Annotated in this window: 18 protein-coding genes, 1 tRNA gene and 1 pseudogene; 12 read left to right on the top strand and 8 right to left on the bottom strand. The window is 61.8% G+C overall.

Annotation, left to right across the window (positions count from 1 at the left end):
* Positions 1–128 precede the first annotated feature (128 nt).
* Together HJO_RS08475 and gyrB are read left to right on the top strand one after the other, a co-directional pair.
* Positions 129–2,132: a DEAD/DEAH box helicase gene (locus HJO_RS08475; protein WP_035615991.1), complete on the top strand. Its 2,004-nt coding sequence runs from the start codon at positions 129–131 to the stop codon at positions 2,130–2,132.
* Positions 2,133–2,302: 170 nt separating this feature from the next.
* Positions 2,303–4,729: a DNA topoisomerase (ATP-hydrolyzing) subunit B gene (gene gyrB / locus HJO_RS08470; protein ID WP_035615990.1), complete on the top strand. Its 2,427-nt coding sequence runs from the start codon at positions 2,303–2,305 to the stop codon at positions 4,727–4,729.
* On the opposite strand, the gene HJO_RS17680 is transcribed toward gyrB, so the two are convergent.
* The 4 genes from HJO_RS17680 to HJO_RS08450 form a co-directional block, all read right to left on the bottom strand.
* A complete protein-coding gene (locus HJO_RS17680) occupies positions 4,726–5,256 on the bottom strand; it encodes a TIGR02391 family protein (protein WP_051618419.1) in 531 nt (176 codons plus the stop codon). The genes gyrB and HJO_RS17680 overlap by 4 nt on opposite strands.
* Positions 5,257–5,901 carry a DUF5343 domain-containing protein gene (locus HJO_RS08460; RefSeq protein ID WP_156945508.1) on the bottom strand — a complete coding sequence of 215 codons (645 nt, stop codon included), beginning with the start codon at positions 5,899–5,901 and terminating at the stop codon, positions 5,257–5,259.
* A 211-nt stretch (positions 5,902–6,112) separates the two neighbouring features.
* Positions 6,113–6,661: a DUF3617 domain-containing protein gene (locus HJO_RS08455; protein ID WP_035615985.1), complete on the bottom strand. Its 549-nt coding sequence runs from the start codon at positions 6,659–6,661 to the stop codon at positions 6,113–6,115.
* 233 nt (positions 6,662–6,894) lie between these two features.
* On the bottom strand, positions 6,895–7,611 hold the full coding sequence (locus HJO_RS08450) for a VOC family protein (protein ID WP_035615979.1): 717 nt from the start codon (positions 7,609–7,611) through the stop codon (positions 6,895–6,897).
* Positions 7,612–7,818: 207 nt separating this feature from the next.
* Here HJO_RS08450 and HJO_RS08445 point away from each other — a divergent pair, with 207 nt between their 5' ends.
* Positions 7,819–8,748 carry a cation diffusion facilitator family transporter gene (locus HJO_RS08445; RefSeq protein ID WP_035615976.1) on the top strand — a complete coding sequence of 310 codons (930 nt, stop codon included), beginning with the start codon at positions 7,819–7,821 and terminating at the stop codon, positions 8,746–8,748.
* A 101-nt stretch (positions 8,749–8,849) separates the two neighbouring features.
* Entirely contained in the window at positions 8,850–9,830 is a 981-nt protein-coding gene (gene trxB / locus HJO_RS08440) for a thioredoxin-disulfide reductase (protein WP_035616196.1), read from the top strand.
* Positions 9,831–9,832: 2 nt separating this feature from the next.
* Here trxB and HJO_RS08435 read toward each other — a convergent pair whose 3' ends face one another.
* Entirely contained in the window at positions 9,833–10,588 is a 756-nt protein-coding gene (locus HJO_RS08435) for a hypothetical protein (protein ID WP_156945505.1), read from the bottom strand.
* 149 nt (positions 10,589–10,737) lie between these two features.
* Here HJO_RS08435 and HJO_RS08430 point away from each other — a divergent pair.
* From HJO_RS08430 to HJO_RS18940, 5 genes and pseudogenes are all read left to right on the top strand, one after another.
* Positions 10,738–10,814, top strand: a tRNA-Met gene (locus HJO_RS08430).
* A gap of 122 nt (positions 10,815–10,936) precedes the next feature.
* Positions 10,937–11,596, top strand: coding sequence for a GNAT family N-acetyltransferase (locus HJO_RS18945; RefSeq protein WP_084141784.1), 660 nt, complete (start codon positions 10,937–10,939; stop codon positions 11,594–11,596).
* 103 nt (positions 11,597–11,699) lie between these two features.
* On the top strand, positions 11,700–12,233 hold the full coding sequence (locus HJO_RS17670; RefSeq protein ID WP_084141781.1) for a MarR family winged helix-turn-helix transcriptional regulator: 534 nt from the start codon (positions 11,700–11,702) through the stop codon (positions 12,231–12,233).
* Complete coding sequence (locus tag HJO_RS08415; protein WP_035615966.1) at positions 12,230–13,570, top strand: S41 family peptidase; 1,341 nt, start codon at positions 12,230–12,232, stop codon at positions 13,568–13,570. Before HJO_RS17670 ends, HJO_RS08415 begins: the two co-directional genes overlap by 4 nt.
* Positions 13,570–13,827, top strand: a pseudogene (locus tag HJO_RS18940) (IS30 family transposase); the annotation flags it as partial. The gene HJO_RS08415 and the pseudogene HJO_RS18940, both read left to right, overlap by 1 nt.
* Positions 13,828–13,888: 61 nt before the next feature.
* Here the strand turns inward: HJO_RS18940 and HJO_RS08410 are convergent.
* The gene (locus tag HJO_RS08410; protein WP_084141775.1) at positions 13,889–15,523 is read right to left on the bottom strand and encodes a BCCT family transporter; all 1,635 of its coding nucleotides are present in this window, start codon (positions 15,521–15,523) and stop codon (positions 13,889–13,891) included.
* A 265-nt stretch (positions 15,524–15,788) separates the two neighbouring features.
* Here HJO_RS08410 and HJO_RS08405 point away from each other — a divergent pair, with 265 nt between their 5' ends.
* The 3 genes from HJO_RS08405 to HJO_RS08395 all read left to right on the top strand — a co-directional run bounded on the left by HJO_RS08405 (position 15,789) and on the right by HJO_RS08395 (position 20,950).
* A complete protein-coding gene (locus tag HJO_RS08405; protein WP_035615958.1) occupies positions 15,789–18,380 on the top strand; it encodes a TonB-dependent receptor in 2,592 nt (863 codons plus the stop codon).
* Between the two features lie 84 nt (positions 18,381–18,464).
* Complete coding sequence (locus HJO_RS08400; RefSeq protein ID WP_051618416.1) at positions 18,465–20,471, top strand: tetratricopeptide repeat-containing sulfotransferase family protein; 2,007 nt, start codon at positions 18,465–18,467, stop codon at positions 20,469–20,471.
* Complete coding sequence (locus HJO_RS08395) at positions 20,468–20,950, top strand: MarR family winged helix-turn-helix transcriptional regulator (protein ID WP_035615955.1); 483 nt, start codon at positions 20,468–20,470, stop codon at positions 20,948–20,950. Before HJO_RS08400 ends, HJO_RS08395 begins: the two co-directional genes overlap by 4 nt.
* Before the next feature lie 30 nt (positions 20,951–20,980).
* Here the strand turns inward: HJO_RS08395 and HJO_RS08390 are convergent, their stop codons facing one another.
* Together HJO_RS08390 and HJO_RS08385 are read right to left on the bottom strand one after the other, a co-directional pair.
* Positions 20,981–22,606, bottom strand: coding sequence for an ATP-binding protein (locus HJO_RS08390; RefSeq protein WP_051618415.1), 1,626 nt, complete (start codon positions 22,604–22,606; stop codon positions 20,981–20,983).
* A 219-nt stretch (positions 22,607–22,825) separates the two neighbouring features.
* Positions 22,826–23,431, bottom strand: coding sequence for an ATP-dependent Clp protease proteolytic subunit (locus tag HJO_RS08385; protein WP_035615953.1), 606 nt, complete (start codon positions 23,429–23,431; stop codon positions 22,826–22,828).
* Between the last annotated feature and the right edge of the window lie 36 nt (positions 23,432–23,467).

The raw sequence follows: 23,467 nt of genomic DNA, 5'->3' as shown, positions 1-23,467 counted from the left end.
GGCGAATGCCGGCCGCTGTGGTATTGCGGCCTGAAACGTGCAATGAGCAGCAAAACCCCGCGCCGTTCATGCAAGGACGGCGCGCTGCGCATGGATTCCCCGCGCACCCTTGAAAGATACACGCTATAATGACTGATACGACCCTCGTTCCTCCGGCACTTGCCGAGGCGCTCGCCACACGCGGCTATGAGACCCTCACGCAAGTGCAATCGGCTGTGATTGCGCCGGAACTGGCGGGACAGGACCTGCTCGTCTCCGCGCAGACCGGATCCGGCAAGACGGTGGCCTTCGGCCTCGCCATGGCTGGCGACCTGCTCGGCACCGAAGCCAAGTTCACCAATGCGGACGCCCCGCTCGCCCTGATCGTTGCCCCGACGCGCGAACTCGCCCAGCAGGTCGCCCGCGAACTGCAATGGCTGTACGCCTCCACCGGCGCCCGCCTGGCCACCTGCGTCGGCGGCATGGACATGCGCGACGAGAAGAAAGCGCTCGCCCGCGGCGCCCACATTGTCGTCGGCACGCCCGGCCGCCTCTCCGACCACATCAAGCGCGGTTCGCTCGTCACCACCGACATGCGCGTCGTCATCCTCGACGAAGCCGACGAGATGCTCGACATGGGCTTCCGGGACGAGCTGGAGCACATCCTTCAGGATACGCCTGCCAGCCGCCGCACCATGCTGTTCTCGGCCACCGTGCCCAAGGGCATCGCCGCCCTCGCCGGCCGCTACCAGCGCAACGCCGTGCGCGTCACGACCGAGGCCGAGAAAAGCCAGCACGTCGATATCGAATACAAGGCCCTGCTCGTCGCCCCCGGCGACGAAGAGAACGCCATCGTGAATATCGTGCGCCATTCCGACAGCGAGAGCGCGCTGGTGTTCTGCACCACCCGCGCGGCGGTCAACAAGCTGATGAGCCGCATGGGTAACCGGGGCTTCCCCGTTGTCGCCCTGTCCGGCGAACTCAGCCAGAAGGAACGCTCCAACGCGCTGCAGTCGCTGCGCGATGGCCGCGCCCGCGTCTGTATCGCAACCGATGTCGCCGCCCGTGGCCTCGACCTGCAGAATCTCGGCCTTGTCATCCATGCGGACCTGCCACGCGATCCGCAGACACTGCTGCACCGGTCCGGCCGCACCGGGCGTGCCGGCCGCAAGGGCGTCAGCGCCCTGCTGGTCGCCCCCAAGGGCCGCCGCCGTGTCGAACGCCTGCTGCGTGATGCGAAGATCGACGCGACCTGGGGCAAGCCGCCCACGGCCGAAGAGATCAACGCCCTCGACGATGCCCGCCTGCTCGCCGACCCGGCCCTCAGCCGCCCCATCCACGAGAGCGAAGCCGACATGATCGCCAAGCTGATCGAGGCGCACGGCGCTGAACAGGTCGTCGCCGCCTTCCTGCGCAAGAGCCGCGAAGGCCGCTCGGCCCCGGAAGACCTGCGCGACGTCGACGACCGGGCCCCTGCGCCCCGCAAGGAGCGCGGCGACCGCCCGGACTGGACCGATCGCGAACCGCGCGAAAAGCGGCCCCGTGCCGAACGCAAGGGCTTCGAGAATGCCGCCTGGATTTCCCTCAATATCGGCCGCAAGAAAAGCGCCGAGGCCCGCTGGCTGCTACCAATGCTCTGCAAGGCCGGCGGCCTCTCCCGCGAGGATATCGGCGCGATCCGCATCAACCCGTCCTCCACCCATGTCGAACTGACAAAGGACGCCGCCGAACGCTTCTTCTCGACCCTCGGTGAAGGCGCCGCCCTCGAAAAGGGCATCCGTGCCTTCCCGCTCGACGGTCCGCCACCCAAGGAGCAGGGCGACGACCGCCCCCCGCGCGGCCCGCGTGCGCCCCATGTCAAACCCGCCTTCAAGCACGCCAAAGTGCGCGAGGAAGGCGCCTGGACCCCTGACGCGAAGAAATCCGGCAAACCCGGAAAGCCGAAATGGGAAGGCGCGCCTGCGCCCACCGCAGAGCCCTCGCTCAGCGACTACATCCAGCATGACGGCCCGAAGGACAAAAAGCCCTACAAGGGCAAGCCCAAGGCCGCCAATGGCAAGCCGGGCGGAAAGCCCGGATTCAAGGGCAAACCGGCGGCTGGAAAAGGCGCAAAACCGGCAAAACCCTACAAGAAAACGTCGCGCCCGGGCTGACCGGCGGCCCCGGCCGTCACCGCGCCGGAAATACCCTTTGCAAGCCCCTGTTTTCATTGCGGAAAACAGGGGCTTTTTTGCACTGCAAAATAGGGCCCGATTCATTTCCCTTATGGGCCGAAACCCCCTATATTTGCAGGGTAATCTGACGAATCGACGAGGATGCCGGAATGGCTGAAGACATCATGGGTGAAACCCCCGAATATGGCGCAGACAGCATCAAGGTCCTGAAGGGCCTGGAGGCCGTCCGCAAGCGCCCCGGCATGTACATCGGTGACACCGATGACGGCTCGGGCCTGCACCACATGATCTACGAAGTCGTCGACAATTCCATCGATGAAGCCCTGGCCGGCCATGCCGACCGCGTCACCGTCACCCTGCTGGCCGATGGCAGCGCCGAGATCACCGACAATGGCCGCGGCATCCCCGTTGGCAAGCACAGTGGCGAAGGCGTCTCGGCGGCCGAAGTCATCATGACCCAGCTGCACGCGGGCGGGAAATTCGACCAGAACTCCTACAAGGTCTCCGGCGGCCTGCACGGCGTCGGCGTCTCGGTCGTCAACGCCCTGTCCGACTGGCTGGAACTGACCATTCACCGCGAAGGGAAAGAGCACTGGGTCCGCTTCGTCGATGGCGGCCGCGTCGAGGCGCCGCTCATCACGCGCGGCCCGTCGCCGATGACCGACAAGGGCAAGCCGTACACCGGCACCGCCGTGCGCTTCCTGGCGTCGACCTCCACGTTCACGATGACCGACTATGATCGCAAGACGCTGGAACACCGCCTGCGCGAGCTCGCCTTCCTCAACAGCGGCGTGCACATCATCTTCCGTGACGAGCGCGAGGCCGAAGTCTACGAAATCGACCTGATGTACGAAGGCGGCGTGAAGGCATTCGTCCAGCACCTGGACCGCCAGAAGACACCGATCGTGCCAGACCCGATCTATGTCATCGGCGAAAAGGACGGTGTCACCGTCGAGGCCGCCCTGGAATGGAATGACGGCTACCACGAGAACGTGCTCTGCTTCACCAACAACATCCCCCAGCGCGACGGCGGCACCCACCTGGCCGGTTTCCGTGGCGCGCTGACCCGGATCATCAACAAGTATGCCAACGAGACCGGCATCGCGAAGAAGTCCAAGGTCGAGATTTCCGGTGATGATGCCCGCGAGGGCCTCACCTGCGTGCTCAGCGTCAAGGTGCCTGACCCGAAATTCAGTTCACAGACAAAGGACAAGCTCGTCTCGTCCGAGGTCCGCCCCGTGGTGGAATCCCTGATGGGCGAGAAACTGTCGGAATGGTTCGAGGAGCATCCCAAGGAAGCCCACGAGATCATGATGAAGATCGTCGAGGCCGCAGCCGCGCGCGAGGCCGCCCGCAAGGCGCGGGAACTCACCCGCCGCAAGTCTGCCCTCGACATCTCGTCCCTGCCCGGCAAGCTTGCCGACTGCCAGGAAAAAGACCCGGCCAAGTCCGAAATCTTCATCGTCGAGGGTGATTCCGCTGGTGGCTCTGCCAAGCAGGGCCGGTCGCGCGACAACCAGGCCATCCTGCCCCTGCGCGGCAAGATCCTGAACGTCGAGCGCGCCCGCTTCGACAAGATGCTGTCGTCCGACCAGATCGGTACACTGATCATGGCACTCGGCGCCGGTATCGGCCGCGACGAATTCAACATCGAGAAGCTGCGCTACCACAAGATCATCATCATGACCGATGCTGATGTCGATGGCGCACACATCCGCACGCTGCTGCTCACCTTCTTCTACCGCCAGATGCCCGAAATCATCGAGCGCGGGTACCTCTACATCGCCCAGCCGCCGCTCTACAAGGTGACGCGCGGCCGGTCAGAGCGCTACGTCAAGGATGACGCCGAACTGGAAGCCTACCTCATCGGCGAAGGCACCAGCGGCGAAACGCTGATCCTGGCCGACGGCACGCAGATCGGCGGCGAAGACCTGCGCGACCGCGTGCGGCAGGCCTCCAATTTCCGCGCCGCCCTGAAGCGCCTCGCCCAGCGCGCCCCTGCAGACCTGGTCGAGCACGCCGCGCTTGCCGGCGCGATGGCGCCCAATGCACCGGAAGAGACCGCCGTGGCCACCGCCGCGCGCCTCAACCTGCTGGCAGAGGAAGGCGAGGAGACATGGGAAGGCACGTTTGAAAACGGCGGCCTCGTGCTCAAGCGCACCGTGCGCGGCGTCGAGGAAGTGGCCATCCTGCCGCCGGCCCTGCTCGCCAGCCAGGACGCCGTGCGCCTTTCCGAGCGCGCCGCCGGCATCGCCGATATCTACACCGACCCCTCCATCCTGCGCCAGGAAAAGGGCGGCGACGTACAGGTCGTCGGCCCCGCCTCCCTGCTCGATGCCGTGCTGAACAGCGGCCGCAAGGGCCTCAAGGTCCAGCGCTACAAGGGCCTTGGTGAAATGAACGCCGACCAGCTCTGGGAAACCACGCTCGACTCCAACGCCCGCACCCTGCTGCAGGTCCGCGTCGACCATGCCGACGAAGCCGACGACATGTTCACCAAACTGATGGGCGACGTCGTGGAACCCCGCCGCGAATTCATCGAAGAGTTCGCGCTTGAAGCCGAGGTGGATGTCTAAGGCAGTTTTGCCGCCATGGCGCGCTTTAGCTTCTTCGTTAAATGCTGACAAAGGATCAAGGCTTCCAGCGCTGCTTTGGCATCGGAAATCCATGTTAATTCGTGAGCGCACGGATTACGTATTCCGAGCATTGAACCAGAGAAAATTCGATGATAGCCCGCCTGCTCATCCAATTCACTTTGCGTCAGGCCAGCATTCAGTGCGATAACCGGGTTGCTTGGGGAAAAAACCTTTTCCATGAGACCTGCTCCTGACTTTGGAATCCCAGAAGCCGAGCGCACTTGATCATCAAGCAACTTAAACGCCGCTTCGACAGCCTCAGAATGAAATCCGGAAGCAAACAGGTCTCGTGTCACACTGATTATATCGTCATCGTCTATTACGGCGACATATTCATCAAAGATGCTAACACCATTCCTGTCCTCGACTTCAACGTCTTGAAACGAACTCGCTGGAATAGAAATTGTCTTGGCGCCAAGACCGATCTGGTCAATGGACTTTTGAAGTTCTTTGATCCCAAAAATCATCTATCGCAGGTATTTCTTCATATTCAGAAAGATTGCTTCAATCTGCTCGCCAGTGGCGTCCGCACTTATATGGATTTGCACATTTACGTTGATCGGAACCACATCTATTTTTGGCCCATCAACGCTCACGTCATTTGGTGTCGTTGCCGCATCTTTCGTTGCTTTCGGTGGCACTTTTTTCTTGGCTGCTCCATTACTCGGCTTTGTCGTCGGTGGCTCATTGGGTGGCACAGGGGTGCCTATCAGAAAGTAAGTCGCAGCCTTGTTGCCTGCAGCACCTTGTCCCAGACCAGCAGCGGTCTCGAACCAAGAAACGGCTTTCGCTCTGTCATTCTCTCCAGGTGGCGCGATATCAATTAATTCTGCTGGGTAAGCGTCCGATAGCATCTGCTCTACCGCCTGAGTATAATGCTCGTCGTCCAGTCGCCAATTCTTCCCACGCTCCGTGGGCCGTCCCTCATCATCAATCAGGCCGACTGCCTTTATCTCGCTGAGGTACGCCTTGGCTGCGGTGGTTTGGACACCAAGTTCTACGCTGATGAAAGTCTCTGAAATCGGAGAATTCGGGCTCTTTTTGATTTTCTCTCGTAGACTCCACCACACCTTGGAAGGTATTTGCGGATACCGAATTTTTTCATCAGCCATTTCAATGTTCTCCTGAAAAAGTTTTGAGTAGATGGGTGTGGATTCATCTACTTTCAAGAACACATGGGGTACAATTTCTCCACATGCGAGCAATTTCACTCGCTTTGGTTGTATTTATCGCTGGTAAGCACGTCCGAAAATTCCGCCTGAGCAAGTGTGGGGCGGGTTGAGCGGAGCGATACCCTCCATTCGGCCCGCCCCGCGCCAATCCCTATGCCGGGCACTCCCCCGCATACTCAAATTGCTGCTCAACGCTCAGGGACGCCGAGACTTCATCTACCTGGCTATGCAGACCGCCTGAGACGTAGAATGTTTGCGACGCTGCGCGCCCACCGGGCAAACTGAAAAAATGCTCTGACAGATACCCCTTCTTCATGTGACCGGCCCCAATCTTCCACACGCCAGCCATCTCCTGCCCGCCATGCTTGCAGGCCATGTTAAAATACACGCCAACACTATCCACATCGCGGACGGTGATCTCACAGCCTGGCCTATTGAAAGCCTCTGCCCGCAAAATGTCGCCCTCAGGCTGAACGCACATTTGTCCGGATTGGCTCTGTGGTGGCTGCTCGATCCGCTCACCATTCGCATATCCGGATTGGGTTTGCGTAATCGTCACGTCGTAAAGCCCCGGGCGAATATTCAGCCCTTCCAGTTCAACCTCTTCCTCTTCGCCAAAAATCCCAAGGGCGCCTTGCGCTGCGGCCATGCCTGCAAATGCAACTGCAACGCCAAAGGCGGCCATATTCCTGATCGTCATGTCGAGTCGTCCCCATGTCATTTTTCGTCCCGCAGATCAGTAATTCAAATCGCGCCCCGGTCAAACTTTTGCATGCAATCCGCCGGCCCACGCGCACCCAATCCCGCGTTAAACATCACCTAATATATTGAAATTACTTGTCTTTCTAAAAAGCTGGCCAGCGCGCATTTGCACGCCGACTTACCGCATTCATCGGCGTGATTGTCCGCGTGCATCGCGGCCGCAAATGCTGGTCATTCCAGAACGAGTGACACGCCCGCGACGTGTATCGTTTGCCCGTCAACCGCCAGGCCCGCGCGCTTTGCGCGCGCCAGAATATCTTCCGTATCCGGAAAATTCATGCGGAAGGCAACAAGGCGTTCCGTCTCTGCGGGCGCAAATTCCAGCGCTGCATCTTCCAGCTGGACTTTGCGCCCTGCCAGCCCTGCGCCCAACACTTCGCTCCACCGCTTTGCCAGTGCGTCAGGGTCCGGGCTTTCGATGACGGCGCCGGTCAGGCGGCCAGCCTTGCTGCGGCGGTTCCAGTCCGGCCCGCCCCAGCGCCAGCTGTTCGCGGGACGTGCTTCATCAACCGAAACAATCGCTGCGCCAATATCCGCAGGGTGCAGGTGGCTGGCAGAAATGTCTTCCAGGTCCGCATTCCAGACCCGCCGGATGCCCATGCCATCGGCTTTGGTGCGCACGCCTTCCAGGTCATCGGTCTGGAAGATCGCCATGTAGCCGCCCGGCCCGCCGCGTGCGATGAACCGCGCCGCCGGCGCCGTCTCGGCCACCGGCACCACCACTTCAAGGAACTGGTCGCCAATCGCGAACACGCCATTGACCAGGCCGAACTCGCCCACGCCCGGATCAGGGAAGGGCTCACCCAGGCCGAAAACGTCTTTCAGCGTGTCGATCGTGTCGTTTGTCTCGCTGGCAATGACCAGCTGGCGCAGGCGCGGCAATGTCATGGGTCTCGGTCCTCCGGGGAATTTTCTGTCATCAGGCCATGCACGGCCCGTTCGTGCAAGGCCCGGCGCGCTCGTGCACGCTCCGGGCTGCATCCGTGCTTTTTCCGTGCATTTGTTCGTGCATGGCGCGAACGCCCTGCCCTGCTGTTATTGCAACGCTATCACACATGAATTGACGCTGGCGCAAAACGACGCCACCTCAGTGTCATGAGCAGCAAGGCGCATTCGCACGATCATGGCCACGACCATGGCGACGGGCATGGTCACGACCATACGCATGCCGATATGACCTCCGCCGACAGCCGCCGCCGCGTTGCCATCGCCGCTGTGCTGACGGCGGCATTCATGTTTGCGGAAGTCGCCGGCGGGATCATCTCCGGGTCGCTCGCGCTGCTGGCCGATGCGGCGCACATGCTGACCGATGCCGGCTCGCTGGCCCTCGCCTGGGTCGGCTACAAGCTGGCCGAGCGCCCGGCTGACGCGACGCGCTCCTATGGCTTCTCGCGGATGAAGATCCTGGCCGCGTTCACCAATGGTATCCTGCTGGTCCTGCTGGCGATCTGGATCGTCTGGGAGGCGATCCACCGCCTGATGCAGCCGGTCGAGGTGATGGGCGGAACGCTGATGGTGGTGGCCATCGCGGGCCTTGGCGTGAACATCATCGCCTTCCTGGTGCTGCATGGCGGCAGCAAGGACGATCTCAACATGCAGGGCGCGCTCTGGCACGTCGCCGGCGACATGCTGGGCTCGGTCGCCGCGATTGCCGCGGCTGCCATCATTCTCACCACCGGCTGGATGGCCGCCGACCCGATTCTCTCGGTGCTGGTGGCCTTGCTGGTATTCTACGCCGGCATACGCATCGCCCGCCAGTCCGGGCACATCCTGCTGGAAGGCACGCCCCATGGCCTGTCCTCTGACGCCATCACGGCAGACCTCACCGCCCATGTTCCTACCATTTCCGGCGTGTCGCATGTCCATGCATGGGCCCTGACCGAGACCCAGCGCCTGATAACACTGGAAGTCACCGCCCGGCCCGGCGCCTGCACGGAATTGGTGCGGCGTGATGTGAAAGCCCGTCTTTTGGAGGCTTTCGCCCTCAGCCACGCCACCGTCGAAGTGGTTTCAGAGCCTCTTTAGCCCAGCTTCAGGGGCACATGAGGCACTCCGCCCCTTTTACTTTCGGGTGCGAGTCGCCATACCAGTCGGGACTAGTTTTCACGTTTTGAATGGAGGCCCGGATGGCCGACACGGTTTCGAATACACGCCACGCCGAGATCCTGATCATCGGCTCGGGTCCCGCCGGCTGGACTGCCGCCGTCTATGGAGCGCGCGCCATGCGTGACGTTCTGGTCGTGACCGGCATGCAGCCGGGCGGCCAGCTGACGATCACGACAGAAGTCGAGAATTATCCCGGCTTTGCCGAGATCCAGGGCCCGGAACTGATGGTGCTGATGCAGGAACACGCCGAGAAGATGGGCGCCAAGGTCGAAAACGACCATATCGCCGAAGTCGACTTCCAGACCCGCCCGTTCCGCGCCATCGGCGAGAGCGGCACGGTCTACACCGCCGATTCGGTCGTCATCTCGACCGGTGCGCAGGCGAAGTGGCTGGACCTCCCGTCCGAGCAGAAATTCAAGGGATTCGGCGTCTCGGCCTGTGCCACCTGCGACGGCTTCTTCTATCGCGGCCGCGAAGTCCTGGTTGTCGGCGGCGGCAACACCGCCGTTGAAGAGGCGCTGTTCCTGACGAATTTTGCCTCCAAGGTCACCGTCATCCACCGCCGCGACCATTTCCGCGCCGAGAAGATCCTGCAGGACCGCCTGTTCAAGAACCCGAAGGTCGAAGTCCTCTGGAACACGACGCTCGAAGATGTGCTCGGCGACGAGGATCCCCTCGGCGTCACCGGCGCCCGGCTGAAGAACGTGGAGACCGGAGAGGTGCACGAACGCCCCTTCCATGGCGTCTTCATCGCCATCGGCCACGCCCCGGCGACCGAATTGTTCAATGGCAAGCTGGCCATGAAGCCGAACGGCTACCTGATCACCGCGCCGGATTCGACCGCCACCGACATTCCCGGCGTCTTCGCTGCCGGTGACGTCACCGACGAAACCTATCGCCAGGCCGTCACTGCCGCCGGCATGGGCTGCATGGCCGCGCTGGAAGCGGAGAAATTCCTCTCCGAGCAGGAAGCGCTGTCAGAGGCCGTCGCAGCGGAATAGGCTCACAGCATCGTCTGCGCCAGCGCCTCGACATCGCGACTCGACGCACTGTCCACTGCTGACAACAGCGTGCGGGCGCGGCCCTGCATGACCTGCTCCAGCTGGGTATCGACCGGCGCAGCGCAGGCCGCCTCCAGTGCGGCTGCAATCTGCTTGCGATACTTGCGCGCGTTGAGGGCGGCCAGCGCCCGCGCATACTGCCAGTGCAGCGCCGCGTCGCCGGGCGACGCCTTTACCGCCGCCGCATAATGGTCTTCGGCATCGGCAACGCTGGCGCCCAGGACCATGGCCCCCAGAAACCCGCCGCGATGGACCACCTCGATATGCCAGACGGCCAGGAACCCGTGCGCATAGGCGTTCTCGGGGTCGTCCGCCAGCACCGCCTCGGCCAGGTCGCGCGCCTGCGTACCATAGCCGGAATCGCGCGCTTCCTTCAGGTTCATCGGGCGGACCATCAGCGACAGCGCGATCGCCTTCTGGAGCCGGCCCTCGATATGGCGGGGCTGGACCGCAAGTGCGGTATCCGCCTCGTTGAGCGCTGCCGTCAAAAGGGCCCCGGGCGGTTGGCCGTCCCCGCTCATGGCCTTGGCCAACAGTGCCCGCGCCCCGAACGCACAGGCATCCGGCGCGCGATCTGCAGCCACATCGGCATATGCAGCGTCGTATTGGCCCGCCGCAAACGCCGCCTCGGCGGCCTGGCTCTGCGCCCAGGCAGGCTGCAGCGACGCAAAAAGGAAGAGAGAAACCAGAAACCACACGGCGCGTATCATACGTGCAATCTAGGTCGGTCGGACAGGTTCGGCCAGTGCCGCGTTCGGCGACCGCGAAATGCCTCGCCTGTACAGCAGGAGACACGCTTGCGAGGTGGCCCGCTCCCGTGTAAGACGCGCCCTCGCATCAGCGAAACGGTTCGGTAGCTCAGCTGGTTAGAGCGCGCGACTCATAATCGCGAGGTCGGGAGTTCAAGTCTCCCCCGAACCACCACCCCCCTTGTTTTTGTTCGTCTTTTAATCTTTCGATCAAAAACTCGGACATTGAACCAGCACGCAACTCGCACGCGACACGGTTCAGGAAATCATCGATCGCGGCGGTCGATTTGAACAAGTATGAGGGGTCAAACGGAGCATAGATCTCCGTTGTGCTCACATCCGGCGGCTTGTAACCGAGTTGAGCGGCCACTTCCCAGGCAGGAACGCTGCTTTTTCGCAGTCAGCGCGCCATCGTATGACGCAGGCCATATGGTGGGGCAGTTGGCCGCGAACCATGGGGATACCCCACCCCTTACACACGATGATCTCTTGCGTGACCTCTTCAGCGAAAAACCATGGATTTCCATTGTTGTCGCAGAGATCGGCGGCAAGCCGGTTGGATACGCAGCTAAGTGCGGTTTGATCCAACTCCAGTTTGGGGCACGCGGAATGGATAGGCATCATCTATTCACCGATACGGCATTTCGCGGTCAGGGCGTCGACCGTAGCCTCGTTGAGGCCTGTAAGATCGAGGCGGTCACGTTGTTATGCCGCTACGTGGCAGTCGGAACCCACCCGGACAATCACGACGCTCAGGCATTCTATACTTCTCTTGGGTTCGAACGAAGAGGTGCGCACCCCCGCGCTTCTCCATTCGACTTGAATCTTGATCGTCCGTCCAGGGCCAAGTGCCGTCATAGCCTTGGGTTCTCTCGAGTGGCACAGGCTTCCGGTTTCCGGACGTTCGCCCGCGCCCACTGGCAGTTCTCCATCGGGCGTAGACGCAGACATTCGTGATCGGGCAAACTCGCGACCGAGATTGGCTGCAAGTAGAAATCCAATCTGTGCGGGTGAAAGCACACTGCTTGACATATACAATATATTGTACAATGTGTTGTATATGTCAGGCCCATTTCTTTCTTTTGTAGATTGCCACGCAGCGCGCGAGGCATTTATTGGAAATCGGCTCGGCCGGTTGGTAGACCTTATTGTCGATCAGGGAGAAGCGTTGTTGCGTTCGCGGGGCGCGACGTTCCGCTCGACCACCGCGTCAACGATGTTGTTGATAAGTGAACGGAGCGGCCTCTCGACGGCGGATATCGCGCGCGAACTGCGTCAGCCGCACCAGTTGGCGACACAACGTGTAGAGGCGCTCCTTGAATTGGGTCTTGTCGAGCGCAACAGCGACCCACGCGACGGACGGCGCAGTGTGCTGGCATTGTCGCCAAAGGGCAGAACAGAAGCGCAGCTGCTGGCAGACGTCCTTCGGGACGCAGATAATGCATTTCGAGAGCTATACACCGAGATTGGCACCGATTTATCTGAGGTCGTTTTTGCAGCGATGGAGGAGCTGCTTCGTTGCCCGCTGGAGGAACGCATTGCGAAAGGCCCAGCTTCATCTAACCGCCGAAAGGCAAAAAGGGCGAAACAATGAAACTGGTTTTGTCCACGCTGCTCACTGCAGCCATCATGCTTACTGCATGCGCTACGGCGTCAACGCCTGACACTCCACAATTCACCCGCGCTGAGATCGAGGAAGACTACGAAGCGCTTTTGGATTTCATCACCAGCACGCACCCAGATCTTTCTCGCAGTGCGGACTTCGAAGTGATCAGTACAACAGCCCAGCAAGTGCGCGGCTCGCTACCTGCGGTTATGAGTTTGCCTGAAGCGTGGATGGCGATGGCAGTTGTAAATCCTCTGTTCGGTGATGCTCATACGGGCCTGCGACGTCCTGTGGCTGCCATCGAATCCTATCAAGCTGACGGCGGACGCCTGTTCCCCGCGCCCGTGACCATCGGTCAGGGCGGAATTTTGCGCATTGCCTATAATGCGGAAGCAGAAATGGGCGCTGCTCCCGGCGCGCAAATACTCGAAATCAATAACATCGACTCGCAAAGCATTGTCGCGCGACTCGCTCCGCGCATGCGTGGCGAAACGCCGGAATTGCAGCGCCTGATCATGGAGCGCTATTTCGCCGAGTACTACTGGCTCGCCTATGGCGGCTTCGAAAAGTATCGTGTTCGCATCGTGAACAAAGACGGCACGCACCAAACCGTGACTTTGAAGGCCGGTGTGAGCGAGGTCAGCGAAGACCCTGGATTCCGATATGAGCGCCTGGATCATGGCGCGGCGCTACTGACTGTGCCGACGTTTGATTTGAAGTATGGCGCGCAGTTTGCAGCATTTCTCGAACGTGCGTTTGAGGATGTCCGTCAGTCTGGCGCGAACACCTTGATTATCGATCTGCGCGAAAATGGCGGTGGCGCCCGTGATCTGTCCGATCTGCTGATTGGCTATCTTTCGATTGAGCCCGTCGCCACCACCGCGCGCATAACGGCGCGAGTGACAGAGGAAAACGCGGCTCGTTTGCCTGGGGCCTCGCTCGGCACGGTGGTCACCGTGCCTTTACGGCAAATGACTCGCTTGACATCGGAACCACCGAAGCCGTTCGAAGGGCGCGTCTACGTATTGATCGGTAAACTTACCTATTCTCAGGCCGTCGTCTTTGCCGCCACAGTGCAGGATAACGGCCTCGCTGTCATTGCAGGAGAAGAAACCGAGGGTCCAGCCAACCAGACAGCCCAGGTTCAAAGCAACCTGTTGCCGCATACGGGGTTGGAAGCGCTCGCTCCGCTCTATGTCTTTACCCGCGCCAGCGGCGAAGAGGGAACGCGCGGCCTTGTGCCCGATATTGAGATCAAGGATGACCCTGCCGACCCGGCGCGCAGCGTGGAGAAACTGTTGGCGTTGGTGCAAGCCGCCGAGTAATGAGCCATTCGCCAACCCGGCGGTCCTGCGGCTCCAGCACTCGGTTTCTGTTATGGGATCGTTGGAAGCGCGGTGAGACGCTGCATGATATTGGGCGAGTGTTTGATCGAAGGCATACGACGATCTTTGCTGTCCTAGCCCCAACGGGTGGTATCCGCCCTTCGGACCGCAAGCGATCTCCTTGGGCGCTGACTATGGCCGAGCGCGAAGAGATATCACGGGGGCTTGTAGCAGGACGATCTATGCGCGTGCTTGCCCGGTATGATATCCCCCGCCGTCTCGTGCGCCACGATCAACCGTGGGCTGGCCTCTCCCGGGTCAGGTGGAGTCAGTGTCGCCAGCCGTCAGTTGTGCGTGCTCGTCCCGCATGCCGATATAAAGACTGAGACAACAGACAAGCAGGATCACCGTAAACGGAAGCGCCGCCGTGATCGTGCCCGCCTGCAAGGATCTCAGCACGTCCGTTCCGCCACCATAGAGCAGCGCAGACGCCGTGACCCCCAGCATGCAGGCCCAGAACACGCGCTGGACAACCGGCACGTCGGCTTTCCCGCCGCTGGTGATCGTATCGATGACGAGCGCGCCCGAGTCGGCTGACGTCACGATGAACACGATCAGGAGCAGGATGGCGATACCGGACGTCACCTCTGGAAACGGCATGTCGTGCAGCATTTCAAACAATGTGATCGAGGCATTCGTCATGTCGCCGGCAAGCTCGCCGACGCCTGATTTGTGCTGCGCGATCGCCGTCTCGCCAAACGCGGAAAACCACACCACGCAGATCGTGAAGGGCGCCAGCAGCACAACCGCGAAATATTCCCGCACGGTGCGCCCGCGCGAAATGCGCGCAATGAACATGCCGACAAAGGGCGACCAGGATATCCACCAGGCCCAGTAGAAAATCGTCCAGTCATGGAACCAGTTGATATCCTCCCGACCGACCCAATTGGTCAGGGCGGGCGTGTCCTTCACATAGTTGAGAAGGTTCTCCCCCATGCCGGTGAAGATCAGGACTGTCGGCCCCGCGATCACCACGAACATGAGCAGTGCAAAGGCAACGCCCATGTTGATGTTGCTGAGCAGCTTCACGCCGCCGTCCATGCCGCGAACGACCGACAGGACAGCCAGGCCCGTCATCGCCAGGATCAGCAGGATCTGGATGAGGCGCGTTTGCTCGAACCCGAACAGGTAGGCCAACCCGCTTGTCGCCTGGGTCGCGCCAATGCCGATCGTCGTCGCCAGGCCGAACACCGTCGACACGACCGCAAACAGGTCGATGATATGTCCCGGCCATCCGAAGATGCGATCCCCCAGCACGGGATAGAAGGCTGACCGGATGCTCAGCGGCAGGCCCTTGTTGTGCGCGAAGAAACCCAGCGCCAGGCCGACAATCGCGTAGATCGCCCAGGGGGCCAGCCCCCAATGGAAGATCGTCGCGCTGAAGGCGAGCCGCTCGGCGGCCGGTGTGCCGGGGGCGACCGCCAGGGGGGTTCCGAACCAGTCTGTATAATAGGCCAGCGGCTCGGCTGATCCATAGAACATGAAGCCGATGCCAACGCCGGCAGCAAACAGCATCGCAACCCAGGAATGAATCTTGAAGTCGGGTGTCGCGTCCGCTCCGCCAAGCCGGATCCGGCCCAATGGGCTGACCGCCAGTGACAGGCAGAACAGCAGCACGATCACGGGCGTGATCGCGAACAGCCAGTCAGCGCTTTGAAGGGTCCATGTCTTCGCGTCTGCGAGGGCCAGGTTGGTCGACTCGGGAAATACCAGCGACACGACGGAAAAGAAGATCACGAGACCGGCGCTCATGAAGAAGACAGGATTGTGGATATCCAGGCCGAGGACTTCGATATTGTCCTGTCCGATTTCGTACTCGGTGTCGTACTCGGTGTTCAGGGTGGGCTCAGCAGAGTCGGGGGTCGTGGGGGCAGTCGGCAAATTACTGGTCATGCACGCCTATTGCAGGAATTATGTCGCTAATCAAAACTTTGATTTTCGCCGGACCGATCGATCCCACAGAAATATGCAGAAAATTCCAATTACTGAGGACTCTCTGCAACACTTCCGACAATCTCCGTAACAATTATCAGCAAAAACCTTTCTATCATCGAAATAACTCGCTAGCCCGGCCTCTAACCAGCAACCGTAACTTGGAACGTCGCGCCATGCGTGCGTGCGTTGATTCGGTTGGAACGCGACCCAAAAGGGAATTTCTATGAAGAATTTGATGTATGGTGCTTCGCTTGTTGCGATCGCGAGCCTTGTTGCCCCGATGGCTCAGGCACAGACCCCGGCCCCGGACGGCACAGCTGCGCCGGAAGCCAAGACCCGTCGCCTGAAGGCCGTCACCGTTACCGCCACCAAGCGCACCGAAACCGCCCAGAGCATTCCCGTTGCCGTCACGGCGCTCGGTGAAACCGAACTGGAAGAGCTTGGCGTCAAGAATTTCACAGACTATCTCGTTCAACTCCCCGGTGTGACTGCCGGTGGCTCGGGCCCCGGCCAGAGCACGATCTACATTCGCGGCCTCGCCTCGACCACGCCGAACCTCACCACGGCCGGCGTCGCCGGACTGGCACCCAACGTCGCCCTTTACCTCGACGAGCAGCCGGTCTCGCAACCTGGCCGCAACCTTGATGTCTATGCAGCTGACCTTGAGCGCGTCGAGGTCCTGTCCGGTCCTCAGGGAACACTGTTCGGTGCGAGCTCACAGGCCGGCACGGTCCGCCTGATCACCAACAAGCCTGTTCTCGGCCAGTTCGATGCCAAGGTGAAGGCCGCGACCTCGTTCACCCAGGGCGGCGAGATGAGCAACAGCGTTGAAGCCGTTCTCAACCTGCCAGTCACCGACAACTTTGCGCTACGCGGCGTTGTCTATACCGACAACCAGGGCGGCTATATCGACAATGTCGGCGGCACGCTCGACATCACGGAGTCGGGCCGCTTCCGCCCCGCAGGCACCGTACGCGACAATGGCACGGTGGTTCAGGCCAACCGCGCCGGCTTCCAGGCAGGCGCCGACCTGTCGGGCGTCAACATCATCGCGGCCAATAATGCCTCGATCGCCCAGAACGATATCAACGACACGAGCTATCAGGGCTTCCGCCTGACCGGCCTCTACGAGTTCAACCATGACTGGCGCCTCACGGCATCCCACTCCCAGCAGAACCTGGATTCCGAAGGCGTCTTCTTTGCCGATCCCGATCTTGCTGACTATGACATCGTCCGGTTCACCGACGACGAACTCGAAGACAGCTATCACAACACGGCCTGGACGCTGGAAGGCCGCATCGGCGCGCTCGAAGCCGTCTATACCGGCGCCTTCACAGAGCGCACGACGGACCAGACGGTCGACTATTCCGACTATCTCTTCGTCGCTCAGTACCTGCCTTATTATATCTGCGACTATAATGTCAGCTATCCGTCCGGTGGCGCCGCGCCATCCGGCACCTGCTACGCTCCTGACCTCAATGTGAAATCGAGCACGGAAACCGAAATCCAGACTCACGAGCTCCGCTTCAACACCCCGGAAGAGTATCGCATCCGCGCCACCTTCGGCGGCTTCTTCAGCGATCTGGAACTGCGCGAGCTGAACGACTTCAACTATCCGGGCTCCACGCAGGTCGCCTATTCGGACGGATCGATCGGGTTTGCCCCCAACTATCCGCTGACGAATACCGCTGTCACCGGCGAGATCGGCAACGCATCGCCAGGGTATTTCAGCCAACCCGGACCGTTCCCGGCCGGCCTGATCTTCCGCAATGACGTCAAGCGTACCGACAAGCAGCTTGGCCTGTTTGGCGAAGCCACGTTCGATCTCAGCGACCAGTTCGCCGTGACGGTCGGCGCCCGCTGGTACGATATCGAAGTTGACCTCGAAGGCAGTGCCAACTCGTCCTTCTTCAACCTCTACCAGGACACCGACCTTCAGCTGGCCGGTACCAATATCTCGGCCCAGTTCGCACCGAACAATCCGTTTGGCGCGCCCGACAAGGCCGCAACCGATGGCTTCATCTACAAGGTCACCGGTAACTGGACACCAACGGATGACCTCCTGTTCTTCGCAACCTATTCGGAAGGCTTCCGGCCCGGCCTCCTGAACCGTCCGGGCGGCGCAGCTGGCCCGAACGGCTTCACGGTGCCTTATGCGCTCGATACGGATGATGTGAAGAACTACGAGATCGGTTGGAAAACGGAGATCTTCAACAACTCCCTGCGCCTGAACGGTTCGGCCTTCTTCGTGGAGATCGACAACCTTCAGACCACGATCTTCGATCCGTCCATCACGAACCTGTTCTTCTCCGACAATGCCGCCAATGCGGAAATCAAGGGCGTGGAAGGTGAATTCACCTGGGCCCCGGCGTCGGTCGAAGGCCTGACAGTGGCTGGTGCCTTCTCCCTGCTTGATACGGAAGTGACCGAAGTTCTGACCCCGACCAATGATGTCGTGCTCGGTTCGGAACTGGCCTTTGCACCGGCCTATCAGGGCAACCTGCGGGCTCGCTATGAGTGGAACCTCGAACGGCGTATCGCCGGCTCGTCGCTTACCGCGCACGTGATGCCGCAGATCGTCTTCTCTGACAGCTCGGTGAGCGACATCATCGAGATCAACAAGGCAGAGATCGACAGCTGGATCACGCTCGGCGCGACGGTCGGTGTCACGGCTGACAAATGGACCGCTGAACTGTTCGGCAGCAACCTGACGAACGAGTACGCCGAACTGGCGAACAACTTCGTCTTCGACCGTGAGCGGGTTACGCCCGTGCGGCCGCGCACAGTCGGCGTGCGGGTTTCATTCTCGTACTAAGACAGACAGCCACTTGCTGAGACTGCAGCGCCCTGACAGGATCAGGGCGCTGCATTTCGTTCAGACAGGGAAAATATCGACCAGATGACACGTGTGAGCGATCCCGATGCGGCGCTGAAAGACGCCCGCAAGGCCATGCAGGCCGGAGATTTTGCCGCTGCCGCCGCCATGGCCCGGGATATCCTGTCAGACCAGCCCGCCCACCAGGACGCCCTCTATGTCGCGGCGGTCTGCGCCCGCTATGAAGGGCGCCACGCGGATGCGGCAAAGCACCTGGCCGACCTGAAGACAGTCGTGCCTGACTTCGGCCGGGCCCATCAGGAAGAAGGCCACCTGAAGCGCAAGCTCGGCGACACTGCCGGGGCACTCGGAGCCTTCGAACGCGCCACACGCTGCAATCCTGCCCTGGTCGCCAGCTGGACCCTGCAGGCCGACCTGCACACACAATTGGGCCATCCAGACGCCGCCGCAAATGCCCGTGCGCAAGCCGAGCGCCTTCGCGCCCTGCCGCGTGAATTGCTTGCCGTGATGAACCACGTCCACGAAGGCCGCATCTTTCGTGCCGAGGAAATTGCGCGGGCCTTTCTCCGGCGCAACCCGACTCATGTCGAGGCGATGCGGCTGCTCGCCGATATCGGCACCCGGCTCGGCGTGCACGAGGATGCCGATTTCCTGCTGGAAAGCGCCATCGAACTCGAACCCGACAATATCCAGTTGCGCCTCGACTATATCCAGGTGCTCCGTAAACGGCAAAAATTCACCGATGCTCTTGAGCAGGCGCGCGCGCTGCTGGCCCGCGATCCCGGGAATCCCCTCTTCCAGTCCTATTTCGCCATCGAGAGCATGCAGGCGGGCGACTTTGACACCGCGCTCGCGCATTTCGATGACATCCTCACGAAACTGCCGGACGATCCGGCAACGCTGGTATCGCGTGGCCATGCCCTGAAAACCTATGGCCGCAGCGATGACGCCGTGGCCTCCTACCAGGCCGCAACACGGGTCGCGCCGGGACAGGGCGACGCCTGGTACGGGCTGGCCAATCTCAAGACGTATCGTTTCAGCGACGACGAACTCGCCCGCATGGCAGCGCAGGCAGCGGCGCCCGACCTCGACCACATATCCCGCATTCACATCGCGTTCGCGCTGGGCAAGGCCTACGAGGATCGCGGCGACCACGACAGCGCCTTTCGCGCCTTCGCCCTGGGCAACGACCTGAAGCACCAGACCGTGCGCTATACGACGGCGCAGATGCATGCCGAGTTCGACGCCCAGAAGGCTGTCTGCACGCCAGACCTGTTTGCGACACAGGGCGGCAAGGGCTGCCCCGCGCCCGACCCGATCTTCATCCTCGGCCTGCCCCGTGCCGGGTCGACCCTCATCGAGCAGATCCTTGCCTCGCATCCCCAGGTCGACGGCACGCTGGAACTGCCCAACATCCTGTCGCTCGCCCACCGCCTGCGCGGCCGCAAGCAGCTGACCGACCGCGAACGCTATCCGCGCATCCTGCACGACATGTCCGGCGACGACCTCAAGGCGCTCGGTGAAGACTATATCGAGAACACACGCACCCACCGGCAAGGCGCGCCCTTCTTTACCGACAAGATGCCGAACAATTTCAGGCATATCGGCCTGATCCACCTGATCCTGCCCAACGCGAAGATCATCGATGCCCGCCGCAATCCGATGGATTGTTGCTGGTCCGGCTTCAAGCAGCTCTTCGCCGAGGGCCAGGAATTCACCTACAGCCTCGACGATATCGGCAACTACTATCGCGGCTATGTCGACCTGATGGATCACTGGGACGCCGTCCTGCCGGAGGGACGCATCCTGCGGGTCCAGCACGAGGACGTCCTGGACGATCTCGAGGGCCAGGTTCGGCGCATCCTGGATTATTGCGACTTGCCGTTCGACCAGCGCTGCCTGGACTTTCACAAGACGGAAAGGGCTGTCCGGACCGCCAGTTCCGAACAGGTGCGCCGCCCGATCAACAAGAGCGGGCTTGAACAATGGCGCCCTTATGAGGCACATCTGGGGCCTCTGAAAACCGCGCTGGGACGAAACCTCGCGCCCCAGCAGGGTGCTGACACGTGAGCACACGATCCGATGACGCCCTCAAGGCGCTGCGCCGCATCCAGCGCATGACGGAACTGGCATCCAGACGCCTGGCCCAGACGGCGGGGCTGACCCCGTCGCAACTGAGTGTCCTGCGCATTCTGGACGAAGGGGGAGAAATCTCCGCCGGCCAGATCGCCAAGGCGACCCAGCTGAAGCACGCCACGATCACCAGCCTGATCGACAAGCTTGAAGCGCGCGGCTTCGTTGCCCGGCAGAAGTGGGAAACCGACCGGCGGCGCGTCTGGCTGCATTTGCTGCCGGCCGGCAAGGTCGCCCTGTCAAAGGCGCCCAATCCCCTGCACGAGACGTTCAGGACCGGGTTCGACGCCCTGCCCGACTGGCATCAAGCCATGCTGGTGTCGGCGCTGGAGCGCGCGGTGCTGCTTCTCGACGCCGAGAAGCTGGACGCCGCGCCGTTCCTGGATGTCGGTGAACTGGACGAAAAGCCGACCTGAGCCCCCCCGCCCTTCGGCCTGAAGCGTGGGTCAGGCGCGCTTGGCGCTGAGTTCCCAGCCGGAGTCGGCATCAGCCATCAGCACGTCGGCCAGTGTCGCGACCAGCGCACGCGGCCGGATCGGTTTCTCGATCATGCTGGTAAACCCGGCAGCATCACACGCCGCCTTGCGGTCCGGGCCGATATCCGCTGTCACGGCGATGATCGGCGCCAGCTGGTTCGGCCCGCTCGATCCGCGCAGGGTGCGCACAACGGTCTCGCCGTTACCACCGGGCATGTGAATGTCGCACAGGACGGCCTGGTAGAGTTCTTCCCTTGCACGCGTGATGCCTTCGTCTGCGGACTGACAGACATCCACCTGCCACCCCGCGGCAGTGAGGGCACGGGAGATGACGAGGGCGCTGACTGCATGGTCCTCGACAACAAGGATGCGCCCAAGGGTCAAGCTGCGCAGGCGCGGCTTGGCCGGTGTGTCGACGGCAAGGCGCGGCCCTGCGCGCAGCACCGGCAGTGTCACCATGAACACCGTCCCGCCCCCCGGATTGTCGGCCAGCGTGATCTCTCCCCCCATCAGGGCGGTCAGGCCCTTGGCGATGGACAGGCCGAGGCCGGAGCCGCCATGAGTCTGTGCAGTGGTCGCGCGGGCCTGTTCGAAGGCCTGGAACATGCGGGCCTTGTCGGCATCGGAAATGCCGCAGCCGGTATCGGACACTTTCATGCGCAGCTTCAGGTGGCCGGCTGCTTCCAGCGTACCTATGGTCACCGTAACCTGGCCGTTCTCGGTGAATTTCAGCGCATTGCTCATCAGGTTGAACAGGATCTGGCGGATGCGCATGCCGTCGGCCTCGATGCGGGGCACCGAGCCGGAATCGACACTGATGCGCAGGTCGAGGCGCTTGCCGGCGATGCGCGACTGCCAGAGATCGCGGGCCTCACCGGCAAATTCGCGCAGGTCGAAGGCGAACGGACTGACCGGCAGCTTGCCTGCCTCCAGCCGTGAAAGGTCCAGCAGGTCACCCAGCAGGCGGTCGAGATGGTTGCCGCTCTCGCTGATCGTGCGGGCCAGACGGCGTGGTTCGGAGCCACTGACGGAGTCCTGCAAGATGTCGGCGACGCCGAGAATGCCGGTCAGCGGCGTACGGATTTCGTGGCTGAGAAAGGCCAGGAACTGGGACTTGTCCCTGGCCTGGCGCTGGGCGCTGGTGCGGGCCTGCTCCAGGCGCTTGGCGGAGGCCTGCATCGCCCGGGCGCGGGCGGCATTTTCCTGCGCGACAGCGGTGAGGATCGCGCCGGGACTGACGAGTCCACTGTATCGGCCATCGCGGATGACGATGACGCCATCGGTCAGCGCGGATGTGTTGCCGTCGGCAGCGAGCTTGGCGATCAGCGCAACCGGCGTGCCGACTTCGGCCATGACGGGCTCGGGCGTGATGAAATGGGCGACCGGGCGGCTGGCATGGATGTCGCGGCCGTTCGGCCCGGCCAGCACTTCCGACAGGCGCGCACGGGTCACCTGCCCCAGGGGCGCGCCATTGGTGACAATGGGAATGGCGAACAAAGCCGGGTCAGACAGGAACAGGCTGTAGGCCGCCGCCGCGGACGTTTCCTGCCCGACAGGCTGAATTCCATTTGCAATGTCTTCTACTCTGACCGGCATGTCTTGAGACGCGTCCCTCACCCGTTAAGGAATGACTGTCCAAGAAATTGGTTTACGTCCTGCAAACGCTTTCCTAACGGATTGTAAACCATGCCGGCCGGGTCAGGGCGCAGACGCCCGGCACGCAATGCAGGCTGGATGCAATACCCACCAGACGCCGAGCGCCACCAGCGGACGCCCTTTCAGGATGCCGTGCGGCTCGGCGCCGCTGGCCTTGCCCTATTTGATTTCGCCCTGGTTGGTGACGATCTTGCTGACCAAGCCATATGCGACGGCTTCCTCTGCACTCATCCAGAAGTCACGATCGGTGTCCTTCTTGATCTGCTCAAGTGACTTGCCGGTCGCATCAGCGAAGATCTGGTTCAGGCGTTCGCGCATCTTGATGATCTCGCGGGCCTGGATTTCGACATCCGTGGCCTGGCCGCCAACGCCGCCACGCGGTTCATGAAGCAGGAAGCGGGTATTCTTCAGGGCGAAGCGGTTTTCCTTCTTCGCAGCCGAATAGATCAGGGCGCCAGCCGAGGCGACCCAGCCTGTACCGAGCACTTTGACCGGCGCGGCGACAAACCTGATCATGTCGTGGATCATGTCGCCGCTTTCGACGTGGCCGCCGGGCGAGGAAATCACCAGCAGGATCGGTTCCTTCGGGTTCGCCGACGACAGGGCGAGCAGGCGTTCGCAGACGCGCTTGGCCTGCTTGAAGTCGATCCCGCCGGTCAGCAGGATGGTGCGGGCCTTGAAGAGGGCTTCTTCAAGGAACGCATTCGGCTCGCCCATTGGCGGGCTTTCGGCTTCTTCGTCGTCGAGGCGTGAATAAGGTGACATGTCATCTCCGGGAGAAGGATATTTGATTGGCACCAT

Origin of the sequence: Hyphomonas johnsonii MHS-2, from assembly GCF_000685275.1 — a bacterium.
Lineage (GTDB): Bacteria > Pseudomonadota > Alphaproteobacteria > Caulobacterales > Hyphomonadaceae > Hyphomonas > Hyphomonas johnsonii.
This window is presented reverse-complemented; position numbering and strand designations above follow the sequence as displayed.